Genomic DNA, 16,526 nt, shown 5'->3' on the forward strand with positions numbered 1-16,526 from the left:
CGGTACGCAGGGCCGCGGAGGGGGTGCCGGCGTTTCGGGGGCGAAGTGCTGGTCCACGGGCGGATCATAATCGACGATCCACCCGCAGACAAAAGACTCTTTACCGCCTTAACGGCGGGCCTTCGCGAAACCCCGGTCGGTCATGATGAAGCGTTCGAGCATCGGCGGAATGAGGCGCTCGATCGAAAGCGCCTCCGTCAGGCCATTCTCCTTCGCATGCGCCGCAGCATAGTCGGCGAGATCGCGCGCAAGCTTTCCCGAAAGTTCGATGGTCGCTTTCACCGGCTTTTCCTCGACGATCGGTCCGAGCCGAAGCTTGCTCATCGCAGCGCCTCCTGGGGTTCGAGAATCAGGTCGCGCGCCACGATCACGCGGAACGCGAACCCGGGCCGGATAGTAAGGGTCGGGCGAACCGCCAGTTCGCGTTCAACCACGCGGCGGCCTGCCTGCCCGGCGGTGTCCTGCATGCCTAAGCGAAGCGCGCGGGCAAGATCATCCTCGCCGCCTACGCTAAGCTCGCTCCCGACCCCGAGCAGTGTCGAAACAAGAGCCGCGCGGAGCATGCGGCCCCAGTGATTGTTCACCCGGTCCTCCAGCCCGGCCATGCCCGAGACGTCGGCACCGGGCTGGCGATCGAGCCGGATCGAGCGGCCGCCGGGCAGGATGAGCCGGTCCCAGGCGAGCAGGACGCGGCTCTGACCGGCCGCGATTTCGCTGTCATATTCCCCGACCAGCCGGGCGCCTTGGGGAATGAGCAGGATGCGCCCGGTAGGGCTGTCATAGACATTCTGCGTGACCTGCGCGCTGATCTGTCCCGGAAGGTCCGAGCGGATGCCGGTGACTAGCGCCGCGGGGATGAGCGTCCCGGCCTGCAAGATGTAAGGCGAGCTCGGCGATGTGATGCGCTCGCTGCTCTCGATCGGCCGCCTCACTCCTCCGGCGAGAAATTGCCGCCGGCTATCGGGCGGCGCCCCGGCTTGCTCGGCGGCGCGTTCGGCGGGAAGAGCGGCAGGAGCCACGTCCTCCCGGGCGGCGCCTTCGCTACCGAGAAAGAGGCGGCTCGCCCGGGCGCTGTCACGCTCCTGCGCCGCGCGCTGCCGCGCTTGCTCGGCGGCGGTTTGCACCGGGTCTGGCTGGCCGCCCGGCGGCGCTCCGATCGGCGGCACCGGGACGGCCTCGCCGCCCGCCTGCGCCGAGACGATCGGGCGGCCGAGGTCGCCGGGGAGCGGCGGCCCGAGCTTCGGGACGGCGCCATAGTCGGCGGGCGCGCCGGTCACGGCATCGGGGCGCGCGGTGCTGGCGGTCTCGTAAAGTTCTTTCGGGTCGCTGGCCGATGGCGTGCGGAGGGCCCATAGCAGTGACGCCGCGATCGCGAGCCCGGCGACCCCGCCGGCGACGGCAATGGTCTTGCGCGAGAGGCGCATGACGCGCGGCCTCTCGCCTTCGAGCCGGAACGCCTCGGGGCTGGCGGGAGCGATGGCCTCGGGCGTTTCGGGCTCGGCTGCCGGGGTGCCGGGCGCCGTCACGAGCGTCCCCGGCGGCGATCCGCGTCGCGATCGATCCGGACCGCCTTGGCCCTACGCCCGCTGCCGAGGCGCAGTTCGCCGCGGTCGAAGAGGCGGTCGACGATCATGAAGCGTCCGTCGACCCGGTAGTTGACGAGCTCGGCCGCGCCCTTGGGGCCGAGGATGAAGAGCGGCGGCATGTCCGAGCTCCCAACCCCGGACCCGAACTCGATGAAGAGCTGGCGCCCGTCGTCGAAGACGCGGAGCGGCCGCCACGGCACCCGGTCGCCCGAGATGCGATAGGCGAAGCTCAGCGCGGCGAAATCGATCCCGCGCGCGACCGGCGCGACGCGGGCGCGCTCGGCCTCGGCGGCGCGCAGCGCGATCAGTTCGTCCTGCGGATAGGACCAGGACACCGCGGCCATATAGGTGGTGGGCGTCGCGCGGAGCTCGATGTGGTAGGTCCGCCTGTCCGTGTTGATGACGATATTCGTGGTGATGTCGGGCCGCGTTGGCTTCACGAGGATATGAACGCGCCGCGAGGCGCCCGACCCGCTGACCGTATCGCCGATGATCCAGCGTACCGTGTCGCCCGCCGCGACGGGACCCGGCCCGACCAGTTCCTCGCCTTCCTGGAGCGCAATATCGGTGACCTGCCCCGGCGCGGTGTAGACCTGGAACAGCGCCCCCTCGGCCCAGGCATATTTCTGGATCGCGTTGAGGAAGGTCGCGCGCTCGGGCTGGACGCGCGCGGCATCGTTGGCGCGCCCGACCTGCGAGCGCGGATCGGCGGGCGCGGCGGATGCGGGCATGGACAGCACGGCAAGCCCGAGCAGGAGGGGGAGGCGGGTCATTGGCTAAGCTCCTTCGACCAATTGATAGCGGTGACAAAGACGCCGAGCGGGTTCTTCCGCAGGGCATCGGGGGTGCGCGGAGGCTGAATCGTCGTCGTCAGGATGGCCGACCAGCGCGAGGTTTCGACGAGGCTGCCGTCCTGATAGCGGCGCTCGGTCCAGGCGATGCGGAAGCTGTCGCGCGAGGCGCGGATCACGCTCGACACATCGACGGCGACCTGCTGCTTGCCGATCTCTGCGAAGGGGTCGTTCGAACGGGCATGGTCGTTCAGCGCCTGTGCCCCCTTGGGTGTGGTGAAGTCATAGGCGCTCAGCCAATCCTTGCGCAGCACCACCGGATCGGCCGGGATCGAGCGGACATGTTCGATGAAGCGCGCAAGGTGGAAGGCGATCTGCGGGTCGGTCGGCGAATAGTCGGCATCGGCAGGCGACACGGCGCGCGCTTCGCCGAGCTTGTCGACCTCGACCACCCAAGGGGTGATTGTCCCGCGCAGCGACTGCCATACGAGCGCGCCCGAGAGCCCACCCGAGAGCAGGAGGCAGCCGAAGAAGGCGAAGCGCCAGCTTCGGGCCTGCACGCGGGCCGCGCCGATGCGATCGTCCCAGACTTGCCCGGCGCGCTGGTAGGGCGTCACCGGAACCGGGGACTTTCCATAATGTTGGGAGGGGCGTCGAAACATGGCTTCAATCCTTCTGGCTGATGTCGGGAGCCGAGCCGGCGCCGTGGCTGTCGCCGGCCTTGAGGGTCTGCGAGGCGATGGTGGCGCCCGAAGTCATCGCCTGCCGCCGCTTCATCGCGGCCGCCCAGGTCGGGGGCGAGCCTGCGGCGGCGGCGCCAGGCGAAGGCGCCGGGCTTCCGCCCTGCCCCTCGGCATAGCTTTGGCGCATGCGCGCAGCGGCCGATCGGAGCGGCGATCCCGCGCCGCGGGTCGCGTCGCGCGCGACATTCGCGAGCCCCGCCCCGAACGCCCGCATCCCGTTCTTTCCGGCCGCACCACGGGCGTAGGAGGCGGAAGCACTGCCCGATGCGCGCGATGCACCGAGCGCGGTCCGGCCGACGGCGCTGCTCGCCGCGCCGGCCGCCAGCGTCGCACCGGCGGCCCCGGCGGCAATGGTCGCGCCGGCCGCGACGGCGGTCCCGGCGGCGGCTCCGGCGCCAAGCTGCGGTCCACCGGCGACGATCCCGTTCGCGACGCTCGGACCGAAGATGCCGAGCCCCAGCAGGGTGAGCGCGCCGAGCGCGATCGCCATGACCTGCCGGATGTCGGGTTCGGCGCCGAGACCGGCGTCCATGAAGCGCTGGAACAGCGTCGTGCCGATCCCTGTGATAACCGCGAGCACGAGCAATTTGATGCCCGAGGATATGATGTGCCCGAGGACGCGTTCGGCCATGAAGGCGGTGCGGCCGAAGAAGGCGAAGGGCAGGAGGACGAAGCCCGCGAGCGTCACGAGCTTGAATTCGAGGATCGTCACGAAGACCTGAACTGCGAGGATGAAGAAGGCGAGGACGACGATCACCCACGCGATCAGCAGGATCATGATCTGGATGAAGTTGGTGAAGAGGCCGACCGGACCGACGAGATCGGCGGTCGCATCGAGCAAGGGGTCGGCCGCGTCGAGACCGGTGGCGGCGACCATGCCGGGCCGCATGAAGTCGCCGATCGCCATGGCGCCGCCGCTCGCTTTCAGGCCGAGCCCGGCAAAGCTTTCGAGCAGGATCGTGGCAAGCGACTGGAAGTTGCCGATGATGAAGGCGAAGACGCCGATATAGAGCGTCTTCTTGACGAGGCGCTGCAACACATCCTCATCGGTGCCCCACGCCCAGAAGAGCGCCGCGATCGTCACGTCGATGACGATGAGGGTCGAGGACAGGAAGCCGACCTCGCCGCCGAGCAGCCCGAAGCCGCTGTCGATATAGGTGCTGAAGACCGACAGGAAATTGTCGATTACCCCGGTGTCGTTCATCGTCTTTCCTTCCCGGAACCGAAAAAGTGGCGGCGCTTCGCCTCCCAGGCGGCGGCGCATTCGGCGTCCGCCTCGGTGACCGTTCGGCAGCGGAGCAATGTGGCGGTTTGATCGGGGTGTGCGCCCGCCCCGGAGATCACGGGGGCGGGCGCACGGGACGCGGGCGGGTCGAGCGCGGCGACGAGGGCAAGGGTCAGCGCAAGACCCCCAAGGACGGCCCCGATCGCCAGCCCGCCCGCCCGTCCCATCTCAATTGCCCTGACGGAAGCGGCGGAAGCGTTCGCGGCCCTCGGCTTCGGCGGCGGCGGCGCGCGCGGCATCGAGCATCTGCGCCCGGCCCTGCGCCGAGATGGCGGCCGCGAGGTCGGAGAGCTGCTGCGACTGGACGGCGAGGATCTGGTTGCCCGCCTGCGCCGCCTGGAGCGCGCCGGTCGCCGACTGGCTGGCGCCGACGAGCGTCGTGATCGAGGCCCGGGTTCCGCCCATATTGGCGACAATGCCCGCCTGCACCTTCATCGCATCCTCGAAGGCGCCGACGCTGTCGTTCCAGCGCGCCTCGGCATTGGCGACCATCGCGGCCTGCGGCGCCGCAAGCGCCGAACCCTTGTAGCGGTTGCCGAAGCTCTGCTGGACGCTCGTCACGTCATAGGCGATGCGCTGCGCCTCGCCGAGCAGCTGGCGGGTCTGGTCCACCTGCGCCTGAAGCGTGCCGAGGGTCGAGATCGGCAATCCCGTCAGGTTCCGGGCTTCGTTCATCAGCGAGGTGGCCTGGTTCTGGAGCTGCTTGATCTGATTGTTGATCTGCTCGAGCGTCCGTGCCGCCGTCAGGATATTCTGCGAATAGTTGCGCGGATCGTGGACGATGCCACCGAGCTGTGCGGCGGCCGGCGCGGCGGTTATCGGACCGGACGCGGCGAGCACGGCGATCAGCACCGCGGCGGCGGAACGGGTGAAACAGGTCTTCATCGGGGGGACTCCTTCGTGGGGGCGGCGATGGTGGGGAGCAGCTCGGCCGCCCAATCGAGCTTGCGGTTCGAGAGCCAGGCGGCGGCGAATCCATCGCGGCCGTGTGCGGCGAAAAGCGCTTCGATCTCAGTCTGGTCGGTCTTCGAAGACGCCGCGGTAAAGGCGAGCGCGACGTCGCCGAGCCCGAGGTCGAACAGGCGGTTCCCGCGCCGCGACTGGCAATAATAGTCGCGTTTGGGGGTCGCCCGGCTCAGTATCTCGATCTGCCGGTCGTTAAGCCCGAAGCGCTCGTAGATACGCGCGATCTGCGGCTCCATGGCGCGCTCGTTCGGCAGAAAGATGCGCGTCGGGCAGCTCTCGATGATCGCGGGCGCGATGCTCGACGTCTCGATGTCTGCGAGGCTCTGCGTCGCGAAAATCACGCTCGCATTCTTCTTGCGGAGCGTCTTCAGCCATTCGCGAAGCTGAGCGGCGAAGGCGGGGCTGTCGAGGACGAGCCAGCCTTCGTCGATGATGATGAGCGTCGGCGACCCGTCGAGGCGCCCGGCGATGCGGTGGAAGAGATAGGAAAGAACCGGGCCCGCGGAGGCCGCGCCGACGAGGCCTTCGGTCTCGAAGGCCTGCACCGGCGCCTCGCCCAGCCGTTCCTCATCGGCATCGAGCAGGCGTCCCCAGGGGCCACCGATGCAATAGGGCGCGAGCGCCTGCTTGAGCGGCTGCGACTGGAGCAGGACCGCGAGTCCCGTCAGCGTGCGTTCACCGACCGGAGCGGTGGCGAGCGAGCCGAGCGCGGACCAGAGATGGTCTTTGGCGGCCGGATCGATGGTCAGTCCCTCGCCTGCGAGCAGCGCCGCGAGCCACTCGGCCGCCCAGCTCCGTTCAGAGGCTTCGTCGATCCGGGCGAGCGGCTGAAGCATGACGCCGCCCTCGCCGTCATGGAGCGCGCCGCCGAGATCTTGCCAGTCGCCGCCCATCGCGAGTGCCGCGGCACGGATCGAGCCCCCGAAATCGAAGGCGAAGATCTGGGCGCGATCGTAGCGGCGGAACTGCATCGCCATCGTCGCGAGCAGCACCGACTTGCCGGCGCCCGTCGGCCCGACGATCAGACAGTGGCCGACGTCGCCGACATGGAGCGACAGGCGGAACGGGGTCGAGCCTTCGGTCTTGCCGTAGAGCAAGGGGGCTGCACCGAAATGCTCGTCCCGTTCCGCACCTGCCCACACCGCAGACAGCGGGATCATGTGGGCCAGGTTCATGGTCGAGATCGGAGGCTGGCGGACATTGGCGTAGACGTGTCCGGGAAGGCTGCCGAGCCAGGCCTCGATCGCGTTCATGCCTTCGACGGTGCAGGTGAAGTCGCGGCCCTGAATGACCTTCTCGACCAGCCGGAGCTTTTCGGCCGCGAGCGCGGGGTCGGCATCCCACACAGTGAGTGTCGCGGTCACATAGGCGATGCCGCTATGATCCGACCCGAGGTCCTGCAGCGCGAGGTCCGCTTCGCCTGCCTTGTTCGACGCGTCGCTGTCGACGAGCACAGACTGCTCGTTGGTCATCACCTCCTTCAGGACCGCGGCGATCGACTTGCGCTTGGCGAACCATTGCCGCCGGATTTTCGTGAGCAGCTTGGTCGCATCGGTCTTGTCGAGCATGATCGCCCGCGTCGACCAGCGATAGTCGAAGGCGAGCCGGTTCAGGTCGTCGAGCAGCCCCGGCCATGTCGCGGTCGGGAAGCCGGTGATCGTGAGGGTGCGCAAATGCTGATCGCCGAGCCGCGGTTCGAGCCCGCCGACGAGCGGCTGATCGGTGAGGAGCGCGTCGAGATAGACGGGCGTTTCGGGAACGCGCACGCGCTGGCGCTTGGTCGAGACGGTGCTGTGGAGATAAGTGAGCGTGTCGTCATCGGCGAGCCATTCGGCCTCGGGCATGAAGCCTTCGAGAAGATGCAGGACCCTGTTGGTGCGATCGACGAAGCTCGCGAGATGTTCCTTCGGGTCGACGCCCGACCGGGCCATACCCTCATAAAGCCAGCCCTCGGCGCGCGAGGCGTCCTCGGCCGGCGGCATCCAGAGCAGGGTCAGGAAGTAGCGGCTCTCGAAATGCGCCCCCTCCTCCCGGAACTGCTCGCGGCGTTCCATATCAACCAGCGCCGATGCCGGATCGGGAAAGCTGGCGTCCGGATAGTCATGCGACGGGACGCGCTGGGCCTCGACGAAGAGCGCCCAACCCGAGCCGAGACGGCGAACCGCATTGTTGAGCCGCGCGGAGACCGCGACCAGCTCGGCCGGGGTGGCACTGTCTAGATCGGGACCGCGGAAACTGGCGGTCCGCTGGAACGCGCCGTCCTTGTTGAGCACGACACCTTCGCCGACCAGCGCCACCCATGGCAGATAGTCGGCGAGGCACGCCGCCTTGGAGCGATATTCGGAAAGGTTCATCATGGGCGCATCCAGACCGGGTATTTGAGGTGACGCCGGGCGACGTCGACAAACTGCGGGTCGCGGCGAGCGGCCCAGACCGAGAGCGCGTGGCCGATGACCCAAATCGCGAGCCCCGCGATCCAGAGCCGGAGACCGAGGCCGATCCCGGCGGCGAGCGTCCCGTTCGCGATCGCGAGACTGCGCGGGGCGCCACCGAGCAGGATCGGCTCGGCGAGCGCGCGATGAACGGGGGCGAAGAAGCCGGGGATATCGACCGGGGCTTCCATCAGACGACGGCCCCGCCGCCGAAGGAGAAGAAGGTGAGGAAGAAGCTCGACGCCGCGAACGCGATCGACAGGCCGAACACGATCTGCACCATGCGCCGGAAGCCACCCGAGGTGTCGCCGAACGAGATGGTGAGCCCGGTGATGATAATGATGATCAGCGAGATCACCTTGGCGACAGGTCCCTCGACGCTTTCGAGGATCGATTGGAGCGGCGCTTCCCAAGGCATCGACGAACCGCCGGCGCTGGCGGGCATCGCGGTCACGAGCGCGACATAGAGGGCGGTGGAGGCGAGGAGGAAGCGCGGCGCGTCCTGCCGGTGTGCATGGTTCATTTGCAGTCTCCTTCGGGGATGAAGAGCGGGGTGAGGCGATAGTCGCCGGTCGCGCGATCCAATCCGTCGACGCGCGCGAGCTCGACGAGGCGGCGGCCGGTGCCATCGCGGGCGAGCACCGCCACGAGGTTGATCGTTTCGGCGAGGAGGGCGCGGGGCACGGTGACCACGGCTTCCTGAATGAGCTGCTCCATCCGGCGGAGCGCGCCGAGCGCGCTTCCGGCATGGATCGTCCCGACGCCGCCCGGATGTCCGGTGCCCCAGGCCTTGAGAAGATCGAGCGCTTCGGCTCCGCGCACCTCGCCGATCGGAATGCGATCGGGACGCAAACGGAGGGAGGAGCGGACAAGGTCGGAGAGCGAGGCGACGCCATCCTTTGTGCGCATGGCGACGAGATTGGGGGCGGAGCATTGCAGCTCGCGCGTGTCTTCGATCAGGACGACGCGTTCGCCGGTGCCCGCGATCTCGGCGAGGAGCGCGTTGGTCAGCGTCGTCTTCCCGGTGCCCGTCCCGCCCGCGACGAGGATATTGAGATGATCGGCGACGCCCCGGCGCAGCGTCTCGGCGGCTTCGCCGGGCATGATCCCCGCCTCGACATAGTCGGATAGCGTGAACACCGCGACGGCCGGCTTGCGGATGGCGAAGGCCGGGGCGGCGACGACGGGCGGCAAAAGGCCTTCGAAGCGCTCGCCGCTTTCGGGAAGCTCGGCCGAGACGCGCGGCGATCCTGCGTGGACCTCGGCGCCGACATGGTGCGCGACCAGCCGGATGATCCGTTCGCCGTCCGCCGCCGAGAGCGCGACGCCGCTGTCGGCAATGCCCGAACCGAGCCGGTCGACCCAGAGGCGTCCGTCGGGATTGAGCATGACTTCGATGACCGCGGGGTCCGCGAGCCAGTCGGCGATCGCTCCGCCGAGCGCGGTGCGGAGCATGCGGGCACCACGTCCCTGCGCTGCCAGGCGGATCGGTTCTGCGCCCATTGGAAACCCCGTTTGGTGGTCCGGGCAACGGCACCCGGCTCGACGGGGATGAGTAAGAGACGCAGAAAATGCGCACTTTCAACAAGGATTTGCGCGCGTCGTACCGTGGGTAAGAAAGACAGGAGGTAGCGTAGGCATCGTTGCCAAATCGGATTGATTGTAGCCGCTTCGATTCGGGTTCGAGCTTGCGCTCAGGGATATTGTGACAAGAGTGAGACCATGACTGATTCGGGGTTACCCCCTAGCGACGATGAACTACGTTGGCGTCGTCTGACCGAGAAACAACGGGCCTGCCTCGACCTACTGCTTGAAAGGCAGACGTCGAAGCAAATCGCGCGACGTCTCGAAATCTCCAAGCAGGCCGTCGATCTCCGCCTGACCACGGCGCGCGATGTTTTGGGCGCATCGAACCGAGACGAGACAGCAATCATCTATGCCCGGCTTCGCCAAACCTATGATCAGATGCCATGTGATCCGGTCATACTACCGCCGCAGCCGCAATTGGTGCCATCCGACTTCCCGGACGGAGACCCGACCAAAGTCTTCGAAATAAATGATTATGTCGCAGGAAGGTCGGGCCCTCGGAGCGGAAGCTCACCGTTTAGGGATTTGTGGCGGCCGGATTATCGGCCAACGACCCGGGCGACAATCATAGTGGCAATGCTCATTGCAGCGCTACTCATGGTAATAGCAGGCTTGTCGATCGGTCACACGCTGACGCGACTCGTTTCGGGCTGATCCCGCTTTCTTCCAATCGAGAAATCCGGAGGCGCGAAAGCGTCCTTCCGGAAAGGAGAAGCTATGTCTCATCATTTGACGACGACCGCGGCACGACTTCAGCAGGCGGTTCCGGCAGCCGAAGCTCAAGTCGACGGGGCTCTTATCGCTCTCTCGTCCCTCATGGCCGAAGTCGTTACGGCTCGCCGCGACACGGACGGGGTCCCGGCCGCAAAGGGCCATGCCACCATCCATCGTCTTGCGCAGGCACAGCTGGCTCTCGTCGGTGTGAGCGGAGAAATTCTTCGCGTTCATGGCGATCTGACTGAAATTGGCCGCGAGACATCGGGGCTCGACCTTCATGAATGCCCGGCGGTCGCGACCGCAGGGCCGACGAAGCTCGCCGTTGTTCGCTGAGCATTATTGACGATGGGCCATCAGCATGGTCAGTGATCGCGATGCTTCGGATCGCCATCTTCGTGACATTGTTGCTGGTGGCCATCGCCTACGCGTGGCGGAAGGGCGGCGGCCCAGAGCGGGCAGTTGCTGCAATTCTGGCGGCGATGGTCGTGGCGGACCAAGCACTTCATCTTCTGATCCCTGTGCAATTTCTGACCGTCGATGCCGGGCATCTGGCGATCGACCTCCTTGCATCGGCCGCGACGCTGGCGGTGGCGCTGACAGCATACCGTTTCTGGCCGATGGTAGCGGCAGCCCTTCAATTCCTGCCCTTACTCGCGCACACGACGCGAGCGATCGACGTCGATCTCCATCCGATCGCCTATCTGACGATGCAAGTTGCTGCCTCCTGGCTTCTCCCACCTCTCCTCATCGTGGCAACTTGGCGGCGCCAGGCGAGGCTAGCGTCGCAAGGCAGCGATCGGTCCTGGTACGTCTCATTGCGGTCGTTGATCCTTCCCACAGTGAAATCCTAGCCAACAGGCTCCTCGATGCCTTCAATTCGCTGAGCCGGATCTGGGCGCAGTCGGCCGAAACGCTTGAACGCGCTCTCGGAGCGAAGTCCCCCGTCATCGCTCTAATTTTGGAAGCCCGAAATGTCGCGCTTGCGAGCATGGAGTGCGGGCTGACCGGCAAGCCCATAGACCCCTTCGACCGAAAACTTCGCCAATATCTGATCATGTCGATGGGATCGCTGTCGGACGAACGGCTGCGCATTCTTTTTCTTGATGGCGGCCACCGCCTCATTGCCGACGAGGTTCTCCAAAGTGGTTCGCTTGCCCAGCTTGCGGTATACCCGCGGACAATCTTTCGCAGGGCGCTTGAGCTGAACGCGGCCGGACTCATCCTCGTGCACAATCACCCAAGCGGTGATCCCAATCCAAGCTCGGAAGATATCGAGGCCACAAGGCGTCTGGATATGATTGGTCGGTCACTCAATATCGCGATCGTCGATCACATCATCGTCACATCGACCTACTGCCACCATATCATCAAGCAGGAGCCGGCGGCCGGAACGCCGTTGCCACTTTCAGCATTCACCTTGAGAAGCCCGGGCGGGCCATCACAGTTCGACCGCGAAGATATCGCGCTCGCGAACGCCCGGAGGGCGATACGGCGCCGCATCCTGCGACGGCAGCTGATCGGGACCGAAGAATTGTTCGGCGACCCCGCCTGGGAGATGCTCGTCGATCTCTTCATTCACGAGTGCGAACGGAAGAGGCTTTCGGTCAGCGCGCTTTGCGTGACAGCGAGCATCCCGATGAGCAGCGCGTTACGGCTTGCCCAGAAGCTTTGCGATGCGGGTATCACCCGCCGTGTGCCCGACCCGATCGACGGGCGACGGACCTTTATCCGATTGGAGCCCGTCATAGCGCATCGCATCCGGGCCTATTTCGAAACCGGATTCGATTGAACTCGCGGGACGCCGTCAGTGCTGCTTTGCGCCGCCGGCGTGCTCGGCCGCTGCCCGGACCATTTGCGCCCAGCTGCCGATATAGGCGGCCCGATTGTGATACTCTTCACCGGATTCCTTCGTCATCATCGCCACGCCGCCCATTGTCTCGGCGAACTCCATGGTAGTGCAGACGCCTTTTCGCTCCAGTAAACCGCCGAGCGCCGCCAATACCGACCCTACCGCGAAAAGCGCGTCTTCATCCATGATAGTCTCCCAAAAGCGCCAGCAATCCGTAGCGTTCGACCGCGTGGATGGCAGCTTTCCTGATCCAGCGCAAAGCTCTGATGTCGTCTGAATGAACATAGTTGCGATGGAGAAACCGAAATTAGGCGGAGAGATGAAGTCCGTTTATAATGGTGTGCCATAGCGGACGCCCTGGAGACTCCCGACGATGCCCAAAACATTGGCTGAAGAATCGCCCGACGGGCGTGTCTTCTTCGCGCCCGGTGTTCTCCACAAGTCACCGTTCGCGGGCGACGTTGCCTATGTCATCGCGCTGTGGGCACATATCGACGGCGATATCGCGAGCATCCTCAGCCGAATGTTGAAGTCCGACATCGCGGTTGGCACCGCCATGTATCTGTCGCTCGTGGGATCAGGTGCCCAGCGGGGCGCCTTGGATGCCGCCGCGAAGGAATCCCTGCCCGAATGGCAACAGCTTCTGCTCAAGGCGATCGGCTCGGTCGTCGAGCCGTCGCGCAATATGCGCAATCATTTTGCCCACCGCATCTGGGGACATTGCTCCGAACTCACCGAAGCGATCCTCCTGACTCACCCCAAGACCATCGTGAAGTACAACGTCAGCCATCGACAGCGCGTGGAAGTGCTGCCCGATGGCCGCGGTGTCATCCGGCCCACGCCGCTCGATGACAAGGAGATCCTCGTCTATCGGCGAGCCGACTTCGATGCCGCAATCGAGGAAGCCAAGCGGGCACAGACCCTCTACCGGCTCTTCTACGCGGTGCTGTGTGATGCAGGTGAAGGTCCGAAGGCCCAACTCCTCGCCGACCCGGTTTTGAAACTCCGTCTCGATCAGGTTGCGAACGGCGCAAGCGCCGAGGCGAAGGCCATTCTTGGAATAAAGGCCAAAGAGAAACGGAAAAACTGACCATGCGGTACTGGAACACGGGGGACACCCCCACCAATTCGAACCTCGCATCGATCGAGAATCTCGCGCGTCCGTGGGCCGGAATCGGCGCCGAGCATCTCCTGGATGTCATCCGGGGCGTGATCCGGATCGAGAAGATGCTGCCGAAGGCGGTGCAGGTCCATTTCAACCTGCCGCCCCTTTTCGTCGGCAACGCTCCCTATGATTGGGACGCCGCGCGCCGGGAAGAATATCATAACGAACTGTGCGCCGCTCTGAGCGAAGGGCTATCCCGCGTGCAAGCCGATCCCACCCTCGTGAAAAATGGTGGGGCCGATCTCAGCGACCGCCCTCCGACACGGGGCGAAGAACTCGAATTTGCCTGCCGCGCCTGGAGCCGCGATCGGACCAGCAGCAACCTCGACGATCTGCGGATCGCCTGCAATGTTCAGGGAATGCAGAGCCGTTTCGACAAGCTGGAGCGCTGGCTGGGTCGGAAGCGTCCGGGTTCCTCGCCTCATTCTGTAGCCTATGAGATCGAATGCGCGCTCGGTGATATCGAACGCTACGCGGACACCTATCACTCGATGGAAGCAAGTTATCGCTTCGCCGAAAGATTGCGGGAGCGCGCGCAACTGGCCGAAGAGGGCTGAACTTCGTCCGAATATCCCGGAAATGAACGGAGATATCAACAGACGCACCCACGACTGTGTATAAAATTGCGATTCACCCTGTTGACAAGCGACTCGCCTGGGGGGCACTCCAGCCCGGAGGGCTTATCCCTCACGGTAACCCGCACGCGCACCTGTAACGGCGCGCCATTTTCGCGATGAATCCGTGAGGTCCGTGATGAACGACATGCCCCCTCTTCCGCCCGCCAGCGGACGCTCAATGACCGACCGCGAGGCCGAAACCGCCCAGTTCATGGCGCTACTGCAAGCGGGCCGCCACAAATCGGCGTTGCTTCTTGAGCTGGCGAGGACGTCATTCGCGAAGTATCTAGCGCTAGCCGCGCTACTGCTCGCGGCGGCCTTGTGCGGCGTTACTTCCGAGGCGATCGGCGTTCTCGCCAGGCTTGGTTGGGGGTAGGCTGATCAGCCACTGCGATCGGTATCGCCAACATCGCGCATCAACTCCGCAGCCAACTTAGGCCCAACTTCCATCCGCCGCGATAGCGCATCGACAAAGCCTTCCCAGCGCCGCTTGCCGCTCGCCTGCGCCGCCGCCAGTGCCTCATCTGGCAGCGGCGGCGTGCTGGTGAGCCAGTGCCGAACGAACAGCGCGAGCGCCTCGCCCAGCATCTCGCCGTGCCATTCGAGCCGGTCGAGCTGCCGCCCGACCCGATCAAGCCGCCGGCTCAGGAGCGCTTCGATCCGCTCTTCCTGATCGGGCTTGAAAAAGGAGCGCAATGCCGCTTCGACGACCTCCGTCTGCGACAGTCCGCGCTGCCGAGAAAGATCGGCGATCTTGCGTGTCAGCTCCAGGTCGAGCCGATAGGTTTGCTTGATATGCGATCGGCTCACAGCGAAATGCCGTCGTCGGGATCGAGTGCTGCGGCGCGGGCGCCGCGGGCCATCTGCCGATCGGCTGCGGCGCGGAGACGCGCAGCATCGGCCTGTGCCGCATCGTCTCCGAAATCGAACTCGCCAGTCACTGGGCGCGAAGGCGGCGGCGCGATATCTTCGTGGACCGGTATTTCGGGCTCCTGCCTGATCCCGCCATTCGCCTCGTCCCCGTCGACTTCCGCCGCTTGGCCAGCGACAGGTGCGGTCGGCGGCGCAATCAGCGCGTTCCAGTCATGCGGCACGTCGGGCACCGCGGATGCGGGCTTTGGGGGCGGGATCACCCGCCGCGAAAGTTGCCGGTCTCGAAAATAGCGCGCCTTCTGCGCCCGGATCGGCGCAAGCCCGGCGGCCATGACGAGCTCGTCGTCTGACGGAAGCTGCATCACCTCGCCGGGCGTGAGCAGCGGCCGCGCGGTTTCGGTCCGCGACACCATGAGATGACCCAGCCAGGGCGACAGCCGATGGCCTGCATAATTTTTCATGGCCCGCTGCTCGGTCGCGGTGCCCAGCGCATCCGAGATACGTTTCGCGGTTCGCTCATCATTCGTGGCGAAACTTACGCGGACGTGGCAATTATCGAGGATCGCATTGCTCTGGCCATAAGCCTTCTCGATCTGGTTCAGCGACTGGGCAATCAGGAAGGCCTTGATCCCGTAGCCTGCCATGAACGCGAGGGCGCTTTCGAAGAAGTCGAGCCGCCCGAGCGCTGGAAATTCATCGAGCATCAGCAGGAGACGGCGGGGCCGTTCGGCGGGATTGAGTTCCTCGGTAAGCCGCCTCCCGATCTGGTTGAGTATCAAGCGGATCAGCGGCTTCGTCCGGCTGATGTCGCCGGGCGGCACGACGAGATAGAGCGACACCGATTGCCCCGCGTCGACGAGATCGGCGATCCGCCATTGCGACGATCCGGTCACCTTGGCGATGACGGGATCGCGGTAGAGCCCGAGAAAAGACATCGCCGTCGACAGGACGCCGGACCGTTCATTCTCGCTCTTGTTGAGCAATTCCTGCGCCGCAGCGGCGACGACCGGATGGACCCGGTCGCCGAGGTGGCGCGTCACTTTCATCCGGTGAAGCGTCGCCTCGATCTTGCGTTCGGGGTTCGATAGGAAGGCCGCGACCCCGGCGAGGCTCTTTTCCTCCTCGGCGTAGAGGACATGGAGGATCGCGCCGACGAGAAGGGCGTGGCTTGTTTTTTCCCAGTGATTTCTTTTCTCGAGGCTCCCTTCCGGATCGACCAGCACGTCGGCCACATTCTGCACGTCACGCACTTCCCATGTCCCGCGCCGGACTTCGAGCAGCGGATTGTAGGATGCCGACGCCGGATTGGTCGGATCGAAGAGCAGCACGCGGCCATGCAGCGCACGAAAGCCGGCGGTGAGTTGCCAATTCTCGCCCTTGATGTCGTGGACGATGCAGCTCCCTGGCCAGGTCAGCAGCGTCGGAACGACAAGCCCCACCCCCTTGCCCGATCGGGTCGGTGCGAAGCACAGGACATGCTCGGCTCCGTCGTGGCGGAGATAGGTTCCGGCGAGGCGCCCGAGAATGACGCCATCGGCCCCGAGCATGCCGGCCTTGCGGATCTCGCGCTCATTCGCCCAGCGTGCCGAGCCATAGGTTTCGGCGCGCCGCCGCTCGCGGGCGCGCCACACCGACATGGTGATAGCGACGATGACCGATAGGAACCCGCCGGACGCCGCGATCGCCGCACCCCGATAAAAGATCGGCGGCGCATAGGCGTCGAAGGCAAACCACCACCAGAAGAAGGCTGGCGGCGGATAGACGGGATAATCGCCGAGGCGAAACCAGGGTGCGCCGAGCGCAGGCTGAAATCCGAGCGAAGCAGCGGTCATCTGCGTCGCCGTCCAGATCGCCGTCAGGATGATCAGGAGCACGGCGAAGATCTGCCCCCATAGGATGCGGTCGCTCATCAACT

Annotated in this window: 21 protein-coding genes; 7 read left to right on the top strand and 14 right to left on the bottom strand. The window is 65.6% G+C overall.

All coding sequences use genetic code 11. From position 1 onward, the window contains the following. Positions 1-108: 108 nt before the first annotated feature. Genes U0S50_RS08770 through trbB form a run of 11 tightly spaced genes read right to left on the bottom strand, consistent with a single transcriptional unit; the run spans position 109 to position 9,306 of the window. On the bottom strand, positions 109-324 hold the full coding sequence (locus tag U0S50_RS08770) for a DUF2274 domain-containing protein (protein WP_322308398.1): 216 nt from the start codon (positions 322-324) through the stop codon (positions 109-111). Beyond that, a complete protein-coding gene (locus U0S50_RS08775) occupies positions 321-1,526 on the bottom strand; it encodes a TrbI/VirB10 family protein (RefSeq protein WP_322308399.1) in 1,206 nt (401 codons plus the stop codon). The genes U0S50_RS08770 and U0S50_RS08775 overlap by 4 nt, the downstream gene beginning before the upstream one ends. Then, complete coding sequence (trbG, locus tag U0S50_RS08780; RefSeq protein ID WP_322308400.1) at positions 1,523-2,359, bottom strand: P-type conjugative transfer protein TrbG; 837 nt, start codon at positions 2,357-2,359, stop codon at positions 1,523-1,525. The genes U0S50_RS08775 and trbG overlap by 4 nt, the downstream gene beginning before the upstream one ends. Beyond that, complete coding sequence (gene trbF, locus U0S50_RS08785) at positions 2,356-3,039, bottom strand: conjugal transfer protein TrbF (RefSeq protein ID WP_322308401.1); 684 nt, start codon at positions 3,037-3,039, stop codon at positions 2,356-2,358. The genes trbG and trbF overlap by 4 nt, the downstream gene beginning before the upstream one ends. A gap of 4 nt (positions 3,040-3,043) precedes the next feature. Then, entirely contained in the window at positions 3,044-4,324 is a 1,281-nt protein-coding gene (gene trbL, locus U0S50_RS08790; RefSeq protein ID WP_322308402.1) for a P-type conjugative transfer protein TrbL, read from the bottom strand. Beyond that, positions 4,321-4,644, bottom strand: coding sequence for a putative entry exclusion protein TrbK-alt (gene trbK-alt / locus U0S50_RS18525; RefSeq protein WP_416194975.1), 324 nt, complete (start codon positions 4,642-4,644; stop codon positions 4,321-4,323). Before trbK-alt ends, trbL begins: the two co-directional genes overlap by 4 nt. Then, entirely contained in the window at positions 4,574-5,290 is a 717-nt protein-coding gene (trbJ, locus tag U0S50_RS08795; RefSeq protein ID WP_322308403.1) for a P-type conjugative transfer protein TrbJ, read from the bottom strand. The genes trbK-alt and trbJ overlap by 71 nt, the downstream gene beginning before the upstream one ends. After that, positions 5,287-7,728 carry a conjugal transfer protein TrbE gene (gene trbE, locus U0S50_RS08800; protein ID WP_322308404.1) on the bottom strand — a complete coding sequence of 814 codons (2,442 nt, stop codon included), beginning with the start codon at positions 7,726-7,728 and terminating at the stop codon, positions 5,287-5,289. The genes trbJ and trbE overlap by 4 nt, the downstream gene beginning before the upstream one ends. Continuing rightward, a complete protein-coding gene (locus U0S50_RS08805) occupies positions 7,725-7,994 on the bottom strand; it encodes a VirB3 family type IV secretion system protein (protein WP_322308405.1) in 270 nt (89 codons plus the stop codon). The genes trbE and U0S50_RS08805 overlap by 4 nt, the downstream gene beginning before the upstream one ends. Then, the gene (locus U0S50_RS08810; RefSeq protein WP_416194976.1) at positions 7,994-8,326 is read right to left on the bottom strand and encodes a TrbC/VirB2 family protein; all 333 of its coding nucleotides are present in this window, start codon (positions 8,324-8,326) and stop codon (positions 7,994-7,996) included. Before U0S50_RS08810 ends, U0S50_RS08805 begins: the two co-directional genes overlap by 1 nt. Continuing rightward, positions 8,323-9,306 (bottom strand): P-type conjugative transfer ATPase TrbB, encoded by a 984-nt coding sequence (gene trbB, locus U0S50_RS08815; RefSeq protein ID WP_322308406.1) that lies wholly within the window; start codon positions 9,304-9,306, stop codon positions 8,323-8,325. Before trbB ends, U0S50_RS08810 begins: the two co-directional genes overlap by 4 nt. Positions 9,307-9,525: 219 nt before the next feature. Between trbB and U0S50_RS08820 the strand changes: the two genes are divergently transcribed. The 4 genes from U0S50_RS08820 to U0S50_RS08835 all read left to right on the top strand — a co-directional run bounded on the left by U0S50_RS08820 (position 9,526) and on the right by U0S50_RS08835 (position 11,896). After that, positions 9,526-10,044 carry a LuxR C-terminal-related transcriptional regulator gene (locus U0S50_RS08820; RefSeq protein ID WP_322308407.1) on the top strand — a complete coding sequence of 173 codons (519 nt, stop codon included), beginning with the start codon at positions 9,526-9,528 and terminating at the stop codon, positions 10,042-10,044. Between the two features lie 63 nt (positions 10,045-10,107). After that, positions 10,108-10,440: a hypothetical protein gene (locus tag U0S50_RS08825; protein WP_322308408.1), complete on the top strand. Its 333-nt coding sequence runs from the start codon at positions 10,108-10,110 to the stop codon at positions 10,438-10,440. A 32-nt stretch (positions 10,441-10,472) separates the two neighbouring features. After that, positions 10,473-10,958, top strand: a complete 486-nt coding sequence (locus U0S50_RS08830; protein ID WP_322308409.1) for a hypothetical protein — start codon at positions 10,473-10,475, stop codon at positions 10,956-10,958. Positions 10,959-11,095: 137 nt separating this feature from the next. Next, complete coding sequence (locus tag U0S50_RS08835) at positions 11,096-11,896, top strand: JAB domain-containing protein (protein ID WP_322308410.1); 801 nt, start codon at positions 11,096-11,098, stop codon at positions 11,894-11,896. A gap of 15 nt (positions 11,897-11,911) precedes the next feature. On the opposite strand, the gene U0S50_RS08840 is transcribed toward U0S50_RS08835, so the two are convergent. Then, positions 11,912-12,142 (bottom strand): hypothetical protein, encoded by a 231-nt coding sequence (locus tag U0S50_RS08840; RefSeq protein WP_322308411.1) that lies wholly within the window; start codon positions 12,140-12,142, stop codon positions 11,912-11,914. Between the two features lie 187 nt (positions 12,143-12,329). Here U0S50_RS08840 and U0S50_RS08845 point away from each other — a divergent pair, with 187 nt between their 5' ends. The 3 genes from U0S50_RS08845 (at position 12,330) to U0S50_RS08855 (ending at position 14,114) form a co-directional block, all read left to right on the top strand. After that, the gene (locus tag U0S50_RS08845; protein ID WP_322308412.1) at positions 12,330-13,046 is read left to right on the top strand and encodes a hypothetical protein; all 717 of its coding nucleotides are present in this window, start codon (positions 12,330-12,332) and stop codon (positions 13,044-13,046) included. Between the two features lie 2 nt (positions 13,047-13,048). After that, complete coding sequence (locus tag U0S50_RS08850; RefSeq protein WP_322308413.1) at positions 13,049-13,678, top strand: hypothetical protein; 630 nt, start codon at positions 13,049-13,051, stop codon at positions 13,676-13,678. 196 nt (positions 13,679-13,874) lie between these two features. Continuing rightward, a complete protein-coding gene (locus tag U0S50_RS08855; protein ID WP_322308414.1) occupies positions 13,875-14,114 on the top strand; it encodes a hypothetical protein in 240 nt (79 codons plus the stop codon). Between the two features lie 5 nt (positions 14,115-14,119). Here the strand turns inward: U0S50_RS08855 and U0S50_RS08860 are convergent, their stop codons facing one another. Continuing rightward, positions 14,120-14,548 carry a CopG family transcriptional regulator gene (locus U0S50_RS08860; RefSeq protein ID WP_322308415.1) on the bottom strand — a complete coding sequence of 143 codons (429 nt, stop codon included), beginning with the start codon at positions 14,546-14,548 and terminating at the stop codon, positions 14,120-14,122. After that, complete coding sequence (locus tag U0S50_RS08865; RefSeq protein ID WP_322308416.1) at positions 14,545-16,524, bottom strand: conjugal transfer protein TraG; 1,980 nt, start codon at positions 16,522-16,524, stop codon at positions 14,545-14,547. The genes U0S50_RS08860 and U0S50_RS08865 overlap by 4 nt, the downstream gene beginning before the upstream one ends. Between the last annotated feature and the right edge of the window lie 2 nt (positions 16,525-16,526).

This window comes from Sphingopyxis sp., from assembly GCF_034380315.1.
Classification (GTDB): domain Bacteria; phylum Pseudomonadota; class Alphaproteobacteria; order Sphingomonadales; family Sphingomonadaceae; genus Sphingopyxis.

Coding starts and splice junctions, on each gene's coding strand:
- U0S50_RS08770 (WP_322308398.1), bottom strand. CDS start 324: ATGAGCAAGCTTCGGCTCGGACCGATCGTCGAGGAAAAGCCGGTGAAA.
- trbG (WP_322308400.1), bottom strand. CDS start 2,359: ATGACCCGCCTCCCCCTCCTGCTCGGGCTTGCCGTGCTGTCCATGCCC.
- trbF (WP_322308401.1), bottom strand. CDS start 3,039: ATGTTTCGACGCCCCTCCCAACATTATGGAAAGTCCCCGGTTCCGGTG.
- trbL (WP_322308402.1), bottom strand. CDS start 4,324: ATGAACGACACCGGGGTAATCGACAATTTCCTGTCGGTCTTCAGCACC.
- trbK-alt (WP_416194975.1), bottom strand. CDS start 4,644: ATGCCGCGCGCGCCGCCGCCGCCGAAGCCGAGGGCCGCGAACGCTTCC.
- trbJ (WP_322308403.1), bottom strand. CDS start 5,290: ATGAAGACCTGTTTCACCCGTTCCGCCGCCGCGGTGCTGATCGCCGTG.
- trbE (WP_322308404.1), bottom strand. CDS start 7,728: ATGATGAACCTTTCCGAATATCGCTCCAAGGCGGCGTGCCTCGCCGAC.
- U0S50_RS08805 (WP_322308405.1), bottom strand. CDS start 7,994: ATGGAAGCCCCGGTCGATATCCCCGGCTTCTTCGCCCCCGTTCATCGC.
- U0S50_RS08810 (WP_416194976.1), bottom strand. CDS start 8,326: ATGAACCATGCACACCGGCAGGACGCGCCGCGCTTCCTCCTCGCCTCC.
- trbB (WP_322308406.1), bottom strand. CDS start 9,306: ATGGGCGCAGAACCGATCCGCCTGGCAGCGCAGGGACGTGGTGCCCGC.
- U0S50_RS08820 (WP_322308407.1), top strand. CDS start 9,526: ATGACTGATTCGGGGTTACCCCCTAGCGACGATGAACTACGTTGGCGT.
- U0S50_RS08825 (WP_322308408.1), top strand. CDS start 10,108: ATGTCTCATCATTTGACGACGACCGCGGCACGACTTCAGCAGGCGGTT.
- U0S50_RS08835 (WP_322308410.1), top strand. CDS start 11,096: ATGGAGTGCGGGCTGACCGGCAAGCCCATAGACCCCTTCGACCGAAAA.
- U0S50_RS08840 (WP_322308411.1), bottom strand. CDS start 12,142: ATGGATGAAGACGCGCTTTTCGCGGTAGGGTCGGTATTGGCGGCGCTC.
- U0S50_RS08845 (WP_322308412.1), top strand. CDS start 12,330: ATGCCCAAAACATTGGCTGAAGAATCGCCCGACGGGCGTGTCTTCTTC.
- U0S50_RS08850 (WP_322308413.1), top strand. CDS start 13,049: ATGCGGTACTGGAACACGGGGGACACCCCCACCAATTCGAACCTCGCA.
- U0S50_RS08855 (WP_322308414.1), top strand. CDS start 13,875: ATGAACGACATGCCCCCTCTTCCGCCCGCCAGCGGACGCTCAATGACC.